The organism is Actinosynnema sp. NPDC023658, from assembly GCF_040639995.1.
Taxonomy (GTDB): Bacteria; Actinomycetota; Actinomycetes; order Mycobacteriales; family Pseudonocardiaceae; genus Actinosynnema.
Genome location: NZ_JBFAAX010000005.1, coordinates 38,617 through 50,928 on the forward strand (window position 1 = coordinate 38,617; position 12,312 = coordinate 50,928).

The window sequence follows — 12,312 nt, forward strand, 5'->3', positions numbered from 1 at the left end:
CCGGGGGAGGTGGCATGACTCGGGTGCGGAAGCGCCTGCGGGCGTCGTTCGACGCCGTCGCGCGCCTGGTCGGCGGCCTCGGCACGGCGCTGCTCGCACTGGCCGCCTTCCTCTGGCTCGGTGTGGTCGTGCTGCTCTGCTGCGTCGGTGTCGGCGTTCTCCTGCTGCCCGCTGCCCTGCGTGCGCTGCGGGCGGTCGCGAACCGCGAACGGGTCCGGCTCGACGTCCTCGCCCCGGGCCCGGTGCCGCGCCGGGCGCGGGACGCGCTGCGCGACGTGACCGTGCGGCGTGAGCTGGCCTGGTTGCTGCTGCACGTCACCGTCGGCTCGGCCGCCGGGTTCATCGGTCTCGCGGCGCCGGCCACGGCATTGCAGAACACGACGTACCCGCTCTGGTACCACCGGCTGCCGCCCGACGACAACACCCCCAGTCTCATCCCCTGGGCGGTCACCAATCTCACCGGCGCGCTGGCCGTGTCGCTGACCGGCGTGCTCTGCGTCGTCGTCATCGTCGGGCTCGGGCCGTCGCTCGTCCGCGTGCAGGAGTGGCCGGGCCGGCATCTGCTGACGCCTCCGGCGGGGACCGACCTCTCCTTGCGGGTCGCTGAGCTGACCGCCACCCGTGCCGCCGCGCTCGACGCGCACGCCGCCGAGCTGCGCCGGATCGAGCGGTCGCTGCACGACGGCACGCAGAACCGGCTGGTCGCGGTGACCGTGCTGCTGGGGGCCGCGCGGCGGGCCGTGGACCGGGATCCGGCCGCGGCCGTCGACGTGCTGGACCGGGCCCAGGACGCCGCCGAGCAGGCGCTGGCCGAGCTGCGTGCGGTGGTCCGGGGCATCCTGCCCCCGGTGCTGGCCGACCGCGGGCTCGCCGGCGCCCTCGCCGGCCTCGCGGGCAGCTGCGGCGTGCCCTGCGAGGTGGTGGTGGACGTGCCGGGTCGGTGCGCCGCCTCGGTCGAGGCCACCGCGTACTTCGTGGTGGCGGAGGCCCTGTCCAACGTGGCCAAGCACAGCGGCGCCGCGAGTGCCGTGGTGGAGGTGGGCCGCGAGCGTGATCGACTGCTGCTGCGGATCAGCGACGACGGGCGCGGTGGCGCGGACGAGCGCGGCGGGTCGGGCCTGTCCGGCATCCGCCGGCGGATCGAGGCGTACGACGGGCGCCTCACCCTGGACAGCCCGCCCGGCGGGCCCACGACGATCGAGGTGGACCTGCCGTGCGGATCGTGATCGCGGAGGACGACCCGCTGCTGCGCGAGGGGTTGGCGCTGCTGCTGCGCGCCGAGTCGCTCGACGTGGTGGCCACCACCGACACGCCGGGGTCGTTCCTGGCCGCGGTGGCCGAGCACGAACCGGACGTCGCCATCGTCGACGTGCGGATGCCGCCCACCCACACCGACGAGGGGATCGTGGCGGCCGTCGAGGCGCGGCGCCTCCAGCCCGGCCTCGCGGTGCTCGTGCTCTCGGCGTACGTGGAGCAGGCGTTCGCCACCGAACTGCTCGCCGCCGGTGCCGACCGGCTCGGCTACCTGCTGAAGGAGCGGGTGGGGCGGGTCGAGGAGTTCCTGAGCGCGCTGCACCGGGTGGCGGCCGGTGGCACCGCCGTCGACCCCGAGGTGGTGGGTCAACTGCTGGCCCGCAACCCGCACGCCGGCGCACTGGGCCGGTTGAGCCCGCGGGAACGGGACGTGCTCGCGCTGATGGCGGAAGGCCTCGGCAACGCCGCGATCGCCGAACGGCTCGTCGTCACCGAAGGCGGGGTGCACAAGCACATCCGCAGCATCTTCGCGAAGCTCGACCTCCCACCCGACGACCGTGCCGACCGCCGCGTCACCGCGGTCCTGCGCTACCTGACGGGCGCGGGACCGCGGTAGCGCCGCCGTGCGGCCGGGTCGCCGAAGTGGGAATGCTTCCTGCCGTTGAGGTCGGCGGATCACTCGTACCGCTCTGGGATCATGCCGCGCCATGGACCGTTACGAGCGATTCCGCCGCGCGGCGATCGAGCGGGGTCTGCCGGATGAAGAGGTGAACAAGTTCGCCGATCAGCTCAGGGTCGCGCTCTGGGCGGGTGCTTGCGAGGATGACGCGGAGGTTGTCGGGCAGACGGGAGAACTCCCCCGGCTGCCGGTGGGCGTGGAGTGGCCGAGCGGGTCGGGTCGGGCCGCTGTTGCCCCTCATCGCCTCCGTCGGCTGTGCGGTCCTGGCGCGGGCCGAAGGGCGTTCCCCGCCGGCGGACGGCTCGCTACTCTTGTTCCTGCATCATGAGGACGACCTCGAGGCTTGTCGCAGCGCGGGTGAGCCGGAGTTCGCACGAGTCCTTCATGTCCCGGCAGGCGTGGACACGGAGGTGGTGTCTCCGCCGCCCGACCACGACAGCACGACGTTCTTCCACGAGGACATCCCGTTCCTCACTCCGGAACCCCATGGTCCGCATCGGCGGGTACTGCACGGAGATCGGTGGTCAGGAGGATCCATGGACGCAGGTGGCGCGTACCAACCTCAGGGACCGGTATGAACCCGATTCCCAGATCGGAGCGGTCTCGCAGACGTGACGCGGTGAAGCACCGGTTGATGCGGGGATGGGTGCCGCTCGCCCAGTTCCGCACGCGGAGCGACTTCGACCACGGGTGCTTCCTGATCAGTTCCAATGATCTCGTCGCCGAGTGCTTCGGTGGGATGCGCTCGTTCACCACGTTCTCCGAATTGGTGGGTGCGCGTCCAGGGCGGCGGATGTCGTACTCCGATTGACCGTCGAGCTTGCGCACGCAGCATCACCTCCCGACCTCCCGCAGGTCGCTGTGCAGGTCCTCCTTCACGAAGTCATCGATCAGGGGTACGAGCCTGCCCCATCGGCTCCGCCGGGCACCGCCACCGTGCCGTCGGCCTCACGCTGCCGACGGTGTGCCGCTGTCCGGGGTGTCGAATCGCTTCATGGCTTGTTCGATGGCGGACGTGCTGGTCGCGAGCATTTCCCGGATCGCGACATAGCGGCTGTCAGGCGTCACGCTGTCGTTGATCGCCAGCACGCCTGCCTGGCCGTGGTGGCTCCGGGCCAGGTCGACGACTTCCCTCGTCGTGTCGGTGAGGTTCATCGCCGCGCGGAGGCCACTCCGTTGGGCGTGATCGGCTTGTTGGTGGGCCGCCGCTGCCTGGTCCGCCGCCGTGCCTGCCGCCTTCTCGTGTCCGGCGACGGCGGTCTCGGCGTCGCGCAGGACTGTGGTCAGTTCCTCGATCGTGCGCACTTCGAGAGTGCCCGACTTGAGGCGGTTGAACACGATCGCCCACGGCGCCAGGAAGGCCACCACGCCGAGCATGAGACCGATCACCCAGCCGAGCGGGGTCGGCGTCGTGCTCGGGGTCGGCTGGATGACCCGAATCGCGATCGAGACGGCCACCATGGCGCTGACCACCATCAGGCTGACCAACTTGGTCCGCAGGAGGAACTTCGACCCGGGGAACTCGCCCGCGTCGCTCTCGGCGGGGATGGGTTGCCCGTCGTCCTCGGACCCGGGTTCGGTGGTCCGGCGGGGTTGACCGACCGCACGGCGCTGCCACGCGTCGTGACCGGCCGAGTGGGCCAGCACCGTGAGCACCAGCGCGGCGATCACGGAGAAGCCGAGCGCGGTCGCGGTCTCCGGGAGCTTCTTCGACGCTGCTTCGACGGTGGTGATGTTGAAGAACTTGGCGATGAGGGTGAAGAGCGCGACGACGTCGACGACCAGGGGGATGATCGAGATGACGCTCCACCCCTTCGACGTCTTGTCCAGGTGGCGGGTCTGCCCCTGCTCGGTGTCCTGCTCGATGCGCTTGCGGCACTTGTCGACGACCTCTTGGGCCTGGGTCGCGTTGAGCGGCCCGGCCGCGTAGACGTGCGTGGTGCCGCTGGTGACGTACGTGCGCCGGCGTTCCTCCTCCGCCAGCTTGCGCTCGCGGTCGGCCCGTGCCTGGAGCTGGTGGTACCGGTCCGCGAGTTCGTCCACCCGCTTCACCGTGTTCTCCACCTGTTCGCGCAGCGCGTGCTGGGCCCGCCTGACGACCGCCAGTTCGGCCCAGGTCAGCGCGCTCGGGTCGGCTCGGGGCTGGTCCCGCCAGCGGAACGCCTCGCGGATGAGCAGCGTGATCCAGAGCGCGCGGCGGGGGTGCCACAGCCAGTACCACAGCGCGACCCTGGGCTTCTTGTTCGCGCGGACGACGATCGGCGACGCGGTCGGCTCGCTGTGCCTGGGGTCGGTCGGGCGGTCGGTGTTCAAGGTCATGATCGACTCCGGCGGGTTACGGTGAGGACGACGGTGCGATTGCGCTCGGCGGCCTTGGGGATCAGTCGGCCGTCGGGACCGGTGTCCGGCACGAGGGGCTGGTCGAACCCGACACCGTCGACGTGGGTGAAGAGCGCCCGGTCGGCTCCGGCGCCAACGAGGAAGTCGACCACCTTCCGAGCACGGTCACGAGAGGTGCCCAAGGCTCCGTCGCGCTCGCCCCAGGTCGCGGTGTGACCGACCGCGGTGGCTTCCACCGGCACAGAGGAGTGGTCGGGCAGGAAGTAGTGGGCCACGCCGCTGAGGACGGTGGGCGCTCCGGGGAGGAAGTCCGACGATTCCTCGAAGAACAGCGTGCCGTTCGGCACGGTGACCGTGGTGACGTTCCCGCTGACCACGACCGAACTCTCCCCGGGAACGGGGATGGTGGGCACCGGAACGGTCGCGCGCGGGTCGCCCCCGGTGGAATTCCGCACCACCGGATCGCATTCACCACCGGCTTTGGCGCACACCCCCAACCACAGGTCCTGCACGTTCGTTTTCATCTTCTCGGTGAGCCGGTCCTGCGGTCCGGCGACTTGGCCGAGTCCCACGAAGGTGACCTTCTTGCCGGTCAGATCGGGCAGTCGGTCCTTCGGGATTCGGTCGAGCGTCGACGCGACGTCCAATTCGGAACCGGCGTCCCGCAGGTCGAGCAGGCCGGTGGTCTGCAGGCCGCTGCTCATGACCAACAGGGTTGCTTGCCCGGGAGTGCTCGCGAGGACGCCGAGCAGTCCGAGAAGGTCCAGTTCAGGTTGCGTGCCGACCGCTGCTCGGAGCTTCTCCCGGATCGGGGTCACGTTGTGGGAGAAGCCGTCCTCCAGCACCTGGGGATCTGCGGAGATCTCCCTGGTCGCCTTGTCGAAGTAGACCGACACGTCCTCGTTCACCAGGGGTTGGTTCGACGCCGAGCCGACGTAGGCGGTCAGCCCGACTGTGCCCTTCCCGACGGCCTCCTGAACGGGTTGCAGCACCTCGTCGGACAGGTCGATCGCCGGTTCGTTGGCTGTGGCCGTGGCGCCGAACACGAAGCGGGCGTCCAGGTCCACCGGGGTCGACTCGACATTTCCGGTGTTCGTCGGTTCCGTTCCGCAAGCGGTGATGAGCGCTCCGAGCAAGGTGAGGACTACAAGGCGGGTCAAGGGATTGGTGGTGATCGACGGCACGGCCACGTGCTTCGCCCCCGGTCGTTTTGGGTGAGTGCGAACGAGTCGCGTAAACCATGCATCGAACGGGTCGGCGATCACGTTACCGACCGAGGGTCAAGAAATACATCGGACAGCTATGTGACTGTCCCGGTCGAACCGAGACTTCCTCATGACGGCGTTCGATTGTGTCTTTCAGGAGTCGGATGACTACGCACGGCGGAATTCCGATCTTGGATCACGGGAAATCGGGAGCGCTGGTCGTCGTCCAGGGCTCCGGGGTTGCGATCGGTGCGAGCCGGGTTGGCCGGACCTGTCAACCAGTTCCCCGAGGCGTCGTCCACCCGGTCATGCATCGAGAACTGAGTTCGGAGTCCGACCGGTTCGTTCTCGACCGCTCGACCGCGCGCCGAGGTGGCCCGACGTGACTGCACCGCCCGTGCTTCTGGCCGCGGTCCGGCGCTGGCACGCCCGCCGACGCACCGCCCTCCGTCTGGCATGGCTCGCGATCCCGCTCGTGGCCGTCGTCACCGGAGTGACGCCGGTGGTGGACCTGAGCCGCGACCTGAGCGGACGTCTTTGTCGACCACCGGGCCCGCACCTACCGGAAGGGCCCCGCGTCGCGATTGAAGACGAGTGTGGACGCCGGAGATCGGGCAGGGGATCGAAGCCGGCCGCATCGCGGTCGTGAGCCCGGGCGAGCCGGTCGACGTGACCCGGCTGCCGCCCACGCCGGAAAACCTCGCCCAGTTCACCGCCTCCATCCCGGACGGCATCGCGGAACATCGTCGACGGCCTAGGGCGCGTCGAGCGGTCCCGAAGGGCGGGGCCTCCAGGGCGCGTCCTTCATTTGTCCAGTTATTGGCCCGTGCCGGCCTGATTGGCCACTTTTCTGTCTTTTTCGCGCGCGGGCTCCGTGCTTATCATTTGCCGCGTGTCCGGATACCAGTTCGACCTGTTCATCAGCTACGCTCGTCGGGGTAGTGTGCAGCAATGGCTGTTGAACCACTTCCACCAGAAGTTGCGTGATTGTCTGGCGGACCAGTTTGCGCCCACGCCGAGGGTATACGTCGACAAGACGATGCCGGGCGCCGTGCACTGGCCGGCCAACCTGCGGCACGCCCTGAGGCACAGCAAGATCATGGTGCAACTGCTCACCCCGCAGTACTTCCGGTCACCGTGGTGCGTGGCTGAGTGGAAGAGCATGCTGGCCAGGGAGGAGATGCTGGGCCTGGCCAGTCCGGAGAGGTCGCAGGGATTGATCTTCCCCATCCTCTACTCGGACTCGGAAAACTTCCCGATGGAGGCGAGAACTCGTGCCTGGCGTGATTTCAAGGAATTCGCCTATCCGGATCCCGTGTACCAGCAGACCCACGATTTCATTCGTTTCCACCGCAGGGTGAACGAGTTGGCCGCTGACCTCGTCGAACTGCTCCAGCAGGTGCCTCCGTGGCAACCGGACTGGCCGGACGTGGACACACCCGACCCCTTGCTGCTCCCGACGGCCAAACTACCGAGGTTCTGATGACCCCCGGGACCGTCATCACCTTCTACTCCTACAAGGGCGGGGTCGGGCGGAGTTTCACGCTGGCCAACGTCGCGGTGCTGCTGGCCCGTTGGGGCTACCGGGTGCTCACCGTCGACTGGGACCTGGAAGCGCCCGGCCTGCACCACTACTTCGGGCCGGTGATGTCCGAGGCGCCCGAAGGCGGCGTGATCGACCTCGCCGAGGACTTCCTCGCGGGAGCCGAGGGACCTCGCCCGCACGCGGTCCGGCTGGATGTGGAGGGCAACACCCTCGCCCTGCTGGCCGCAGGCAGGGATGACGGGTCCTACACCGAGCGGATGCAGCGCATCGACTGGGAGGACCTGTACGAGCGCGGGTTCGCCGAGTTCCTGGAGCGCTGCAGGGAGCAGTGGACCGAGGACTACGACTTCGTGCTGATCGACAGCCGGACGGGGATCTCCGACATCGCCGGCATCTGCACGGCGCACCTGCCCGACCGGCTGGCCGTCCTGTTCACCGCCAACGAGCAGAATCTCAAGGACATCGTGGACGTCGTGCGTCGCGCCGACATCGCGCGGGACCGCATGCCCTACGACCGCCCCCGGCACCTCGTGCTCCCGATCCTGTCCCGCCTCGACACCAAGATGGAGTACCAGCGAGCCGAGCAGTGGCGGCGCAGGTGCGCCGAGGTCGTCGCGCCGCTGTTCCGCAACTGGCTGGTCAAGAGCGTGCAGGAAGACCTGATGCTCCGGCACCTCACCATCCCGTACGTCTCCTACTGGAGCTTCGGCGAGCAGCTGTCCGTGCTGGAGGAGGTCGTGCCCTCCGCGGACCAGGTCTCGTTCGCCCTGGAGACGGTGGCGGCCGTGATCGCGCAGCAGTTCGACCGCACCGACCTCCTCGCGGACAACCGGGACGCCTACGTGGCGGCGGCACGTGATCGGCGCCACGAGTTCGACCTGGATCTGTTGGTTTCGAGCCCGAGGTCTGCGTTGGGTGCCGCGACTGAGCTGGTTCGCGAACTGCGCGCGCTCGGCGTCCAAGTCGGCCAGTCGTTGTCTGGCGACCCGGTGTTCCTCGACCAGAACCCCGAGGTCGCCGAACACCTGTGCCTGGTGGTCGATCACAACTTGAGCCGCTGGCAGACGACCGAGGCGGAGCGCTTCCTGCGGCACACCATCGGCCCCGACAGCAGTCGGCGGCAGTTGTTCTGCGTGTTGACCCAACGCACCCACCCACAAGACCTGCCCGGTTTCCTGCGGAACTTCCAGTACATCCGGCTGGAGCCGGGCACAGGACCCGCCCAGGTGGCGCGACGGCTGCACGACCTGGTCACCGGCACTGCGTCGAACGGATCTGATCCAGACAAGGACGCCTTGCTGGGTGCGGTGTCAGCGCTGCGCAACGTGCCGGCCGAAGTGCCCTATCCCAGGCGCCTGGCGTTCGTGGAGCAGACCGTGCGCGGCATGGCCGAAGCGCTCGACGACGGCGACCTGGCCCTGCTGCAAGACCTGTCCGTGGACTTGGACCTGTTGAACAAAGTCCGCACGGGCGGCGCCTTGGTCGCTGTGCCGGACGGTCTGCGTGCTCAGATCGAAAACCTGCTCGCCCGGATCGATCTCCGGATCAACGCGACCACGAACTGAGAGGTGGCGAAATGCCAAAGAAGTACGGGAACCACGAGCGAGCCGCACTGTTCGTGCTGATGCGGGAGAACCGCGAGATGCGCAACACAGAACTGACGAAGATCGGCATCAAACTCGGTCCGACGGGACGAGCCGAGCTGAACAAGGCTGGTTTGCTCCACTCGCGGATGGAGAAGAGGCAGTACCTGCACCGGATCACCGACCAGGGTGTCGACTGGTGCGAGGAGGAGCTGGCTACCGTCGATCCACCTGCCGGTTCCGGACCCTTGGTACGAGAGGTGTTCGGGGTGCTGCGGCGCGCGGTCCCGTTACTGCGGCAGCACGGCATCCGAGTCTCGGAGGTGCTTCATCCCGCGGACTTGGAGTCGTTGATCCGGGCCGCCTACGTGGACCTGTCGACCAAGCCGCAGGACTGGGTCCGCTTGGCCAACCTCCGCTCCAGGCTCAACGGTGCGGGCAAGGAAGAGGTGGACGGCGTGCTGCTGGAGATGGCCAGGACAGGCGACGTGCACTTGGCCCCCGACTCCAACCGCAAGACGCTTACCGACGCCGATCACACCGCGGCGATCCGGATCGGACCTGAAGACAAGCACCTGATCGTGATTGAGGAGTCATGACCGAAGACCAGCGCGAGGCGCTCGCCGCGCTCCGCTTCAACTCGGCCGAGACACCGGACGACGTGTGGCACAACCCGCCCTCTCATGTCGAGGGGTTGCACGCGAGAGCCGTGCACCGCATCCGAGCAGGTATCGCCGACGCCACGGTCAGCACCGGGGCGAGTCCGATCGGTCTGGTGCTGCAGGGGCAAAAGGGTGTCGGCAAGACACACTTGCTGGGATCCGTGCGCCGCATGGTGCAGGCGGAGAGCGGTTACTTCTTCCTGATCGAACTCACCACGGGTGACATGTTCTGGGATGATGTAGCAGATGCAATGCGCAGCGAGTTGCGGCGGCCGGATGACACCGGTGAGCTCCAGCTCACCCGGCTCCTCAAGAAGCTGTGTGCGATGGCCGGCGTGCCTGGCGTCGTCGCGGGAGCGATCACGAGCGAGACGTCGTTGAAGCTCGACGACCTGCGCGTGTTCCTCAACCACCTGCGCGAGGTGGACGGTCGGATCGCTGTGGAGTGCGGCGACACAATCCGGGCATTGGTCCTGTACGCGTCCGATCACGCTGACACCGGTCTTTCCTACCTGCAAGGGCTCGAGGACGTCGATGACGAGCGCCGCCGATGGGGTCTTCCGCCGAAAGTGAAGCACCCGCGAATATTGGTTCGCGACCTCTCGCGCATCCTTGCCCTAACCGGTCCGTGCGTCATTGCCATCGACCAGTTGGACACCTTGGTGAACCGCGGGCATGACGCCATCGACCAACAGGTGTCGGATCCCAAGTTGGCGCGTGAGATCGCGCTCATCGCCGATGGGTTGATGCAGCTCCGTGAGATTACCAGGCGGACGCTGTCCATCGTTGCGTGCCTGCCCAACACGTGGAAGCAGTTGTACTCGATCGCGAGCGACACCGTGTTCGACCGGTTCACCGAGACCCCGATTCTGGGTTCCATCGTTGATCCGCAGATCGGTCGAGCGCTTGTCCAGAAGTGGCTCGACGTGGTCTACCGGCGCATCGGGTTCACCCCACCCCACCCAACCTGGCCGGTGTCACCCGACGCGTTCGACACGCGATGGATTGCCTACACCCCTCGCGGTTTGCTCAAACGCATCCACTCGCACGCAGAGTCCTGCCTGTACGGCGAGGTGCGGGAACTGACTTCATTCGACGAGGATTCTTCGATCCCTGATGTCGTCGCCGCGCCGGTTCCCGATCACTTGGAGGAGTTCGACGCCCGATTCGACTTGTTGCGCCGGGGAGCGGACATCTCCGTGACCGGACTGAAGCAGCACAACGAGGACGAGATCATGCCGACGCTGTTGCTGGCGGGACTCAAGTCGTGGATCACCGAAATCGGCAACGACGACCTGAAGTGGCAGGTGGAGTCGGTCAACGGAAGCAGTGAGCTGCATGCTCGCCTGCGCCGCACCGTCAACGAGGACCTGGACACGGTGGAGCGCTGGGGGTTCCGGCTCATCGCGAGCAGCCACGGCAACCGGGTGCTGCGCAAATTGCGTGAAGCCCGTGCTGCGGCGGGAGTCCGCGTTGGTTCGAGGGACCGGAGGCTGGTTCTGATCTGTAACGGCGGCCAGGGGTGGACCGGTCAGAAGACCAGGGCCGAGGTCGCCGAGTTGGAGCAGGCCGGTGGTCGGCGGGTCGAGATTTCGGACGACGACCTGCGGACGTTCAGCGCGCTCAAGGAGATGTTGTCGTCGCAGACGCACCAGTTGCTGGCATGGCTCGTGGCGCGGAAGCCTGCCAGCAGGACGACGTTCCTCCGGGAGATCCTGCCCGGCTCGGAGCGGTCGGCGGCGAGCCACCAGGAGACACGGCCGCCGCCGTCGTCGGGACCACTCGCACCGCCATCGCCGACGGAGATCGTGCTCGGTGTGGAAGGTGAGATCCGGATCGAGCTGGAGTCGCTGCGCAAGCACGCCATCGTCTTCGCGGGTTCCGGCAGCGGTAAGACCGTGCTGCTGCGGCGGATCGTCGAGGAGTGCGCCCTGCGGGGGGTGTCGGCGATCGTCCTGGACCCGAACAACGACCTGGCGCGGCTGGGTGACGCGTGGCCTCAGCCGCCCTCCGACTGGCTGCCGGACGACCCCGGCACCGCGGCGGAGTACCTCGAGAACACCGAGGTGGTGGTGTGGACGCCCGGTCGCAACGGCGGGCGTCCGCTGAGCTTCCACCCGCTGCCGGACTTCGCCGAGGTGCGGGAGGACGTCGACGAGTTCACCGCCTCGGTCGAGGCGGCGGTCGCCCGGCTCGTCCCGCACGCCAGGGTCGGTGGCGGCTCGAAGACCGCGGTGCGCGGCCAGGCGGTGCTGCGGGAGGCCCTGACGCACTACGCGCACACGGGCGGGCGGGAGCTGTCGAGCTTCATCGAGGTCCTGGCCGACCTGCCGGAGGGGGTCAGCAAGCTCAGCACCGCCCGTGCGACGGCGGCGGACCTGGCGGAGACGCTGCGGGCCGCGATGGTCAACGACCCGCTGCTGGGCGGTGCGGGCGAACCGACGGACCCGGCGGTGCTGCTGACGCCGACGCCGGGCAAGCGGGCGCGGATCTCGGTGATCAGCTTCGTCGGGCTGCCGTCGGAGGAGCAGAAGCAGGGGTTCGTCAGCCAGCTCCAGTTGGAGGTGTTCGCCTGGATCAAGCGCAACCCCGCGGCGGACCGGCCGCTCGGCGGCCTCCTGGTGATGGACGAGGCGCAGACGATCGCGCCGTCGGGCGGGTGGACGGCAAGCACGCAGAGCACGATCCTGCTGGCCTCCCAGGCCCGCAAGTACGGGTTGGGGCTGCTCCTCGCCACCCAGGCGCCGAAGGGCGTGCACAACCAGGTCGTCGGCAACGCGACGACGCAGTTCTTCGGCAGGCTGAACACCTCCGCGCAGATCGCCGCGGCGAAGGAGATGGCCAGGGCCAAGGGCAGTGCGGTGGGTGACATCTCGCGGTTGGAACGCGGTCAGTTCTACGTCACTGGGGAGACCTTCGGGTTCCGGCTGATGCGGACGCCGCTGTGCCTGAGCCACCACCCGCCGAGCCCGCTGCGGTTGGAGGAGGTGCTCGACCTCGGGCGCGTGTACGTCATCGCACCGGCTCCCATCCGAACGCCTCT

The 12,312-nt window shown here is 68.3% G+C and carries 10 protein-coding genes; 6 read left to right on the plus strand and 4 right to left on the minus strand.

Annotated elements, in window-relative coordinates; genetic code table 11:
• Positions 1 to 14 precede the first annotated feature (14 nt).
• Positions 15 to 1,226, plus strand: coding sequence for a sensor domain-containing protein (locus AB0G02_RS01640; protein ID WP_360787683.1), 1,212 nt, complete (start codon positions 15 to 17; stop codon positions 1,224 to 1,226).
• Positions 1,214 to 1,870, plus strand: coding sequence for a response regulator transcription factor (locus AB0G02_RS01645; protein ID WP_360787686.1), 657 nt, complete (start codon positions 1,214 to 1,216; stop codon positions 1,868 to 1,870). The genes AB0G02_RS01640 and AB0G02_RS01645 overlap by 13 nt, the downstream gene beginning before the upstream one ends.
• 534 nt (positions 1,871 to 2,404) lie before the next feature.
• Here the strand turns inward: AB0G02_RS01645 and AB0G02_RS01650 are convergent.
• The 3 genes from AB0G02_RS01650 to AB0G02_RS01660 all read right to left on the minus strand — a co-directional run bounded on the left by AB0G02_RS01650 (position 2,405) and on the right by AB0G02_RS01660 (position 5,538).
• On the minus strand, positions 2,405 to 2,761 hold the full coding sequence (locus AB0G02_RS01650; RefSeq protein ID WP_360787689.1) for a hypothetical protein: 357 nt from the start codon (positions 2,759 to 2,761) through the stop codon (positions 2,405 to 2,407).
• A 120-nt stretch (positions 2,762 to 2,881) separates the two neighbouring features.
• Complete coding sequence (locus AB0G02_RS01655; RefSeq protein WP_360787692.1) at positions 2,882 to 4,252, minus strand: hypothetical protein; 1,371 nt, start codon at positions 4,250 to 4,252, stop codon at positions 2,882 to 2,884.
• Complete coding sequence (locus AB0G02_RS01660) at positions 4,249 to 5,538, minus strand: hypothetical protein (RefSeq protein ID WP_360787694.1); 1,290 nt, start codon at positions 5,536 to 5,538, stop codon at positions 4,249 to 4,251. Before AB0G02_RS01660 ends, AB0G02_RS01655 begins: the two co-directional genes overlap by 4 nt.
• Positions 5,539 to 6,370: 832 nt before the next feature.
• Between AB0G02_RS01660 and AB0G02_RS01665 the strand changes: the two genes are divergently transcribed.
• From AB0G02_RS01665 to AB0G02_RS01675, 3 genes are read left to right on the plus strand one after another with little or no spacing between them, the layout of a single operon-like run.
• Positions 6,371 to 6,961: a toll/interleukin-1 receptor domain-containing protein gene (locus AB0G02_RS01665; RefSeq protein ID WP_360787697.1), complete on the plus strand. Its 591-nt coding sequence runs from the start codon at positions 6,371 to 6,373 to the stop codon at positions 6,959 to 6,961.
• Positions 6,961 to 8,589 carry an AAA family ATPase gene (locus tag AB0G02_RS01670; RefSeq protein ID WP_360787700.1) on the plus strand — a complete coding sequence of 543 codons (1,629 nt, stop codon included), beginning with the start codon at positions 6,961 to 6,963 and terminating at the stop codon, positions 8,587 to 8,589. The genes AB0G02_RS01665 and AB0G02_RS01670 overlap by 1 nt, the downstream gene beginning before the upstream one ends.
• An 11-nt stretch (positions 8,590 to 8,600) precedes the next feature.
• A complete protein-coding gene (locus AB0G02_RS01675; RefSeq protein ID WP_360787703.1) occupies positions 8,601 to 9,206 on the plus strand; it encodes a hypothetical protein in 606 nt (201 codons plus the stop codon).
• Here the strand turns inward: AB0G02_RS01675 and AB0G02_RS01680 are convergent.
• Complete coding sequence (locus AB0G02_RS01680; protein WP_360787706.1) at positions 9,143 to 9,847, minus strand: hypothetical protein; 705 nt, start codon at positions 9,845 to 9,847, stop codon at positions 9,143 to 9,145. The two genes, AB0G02_RS01675 and AB0G02_RS01680, sit on opposite strands and share 64 nt — an antisense overlap.
• A 621-nt stretch (positions 9,848 to 10,468) precedes the next feature.
• On the opposite strand from AB0G02_RS01680, the gene AB0G02_RS01685 reads away from it, so the two are divergent.
• Positions 10,469 to 12,312: DUF87 domain-containing protein (locus AB0G02_RS01685; RefSeq protein WP_360787709.1), on the plus strand; the 1,844-nt coding region annotated here is incomplete at its 3' end.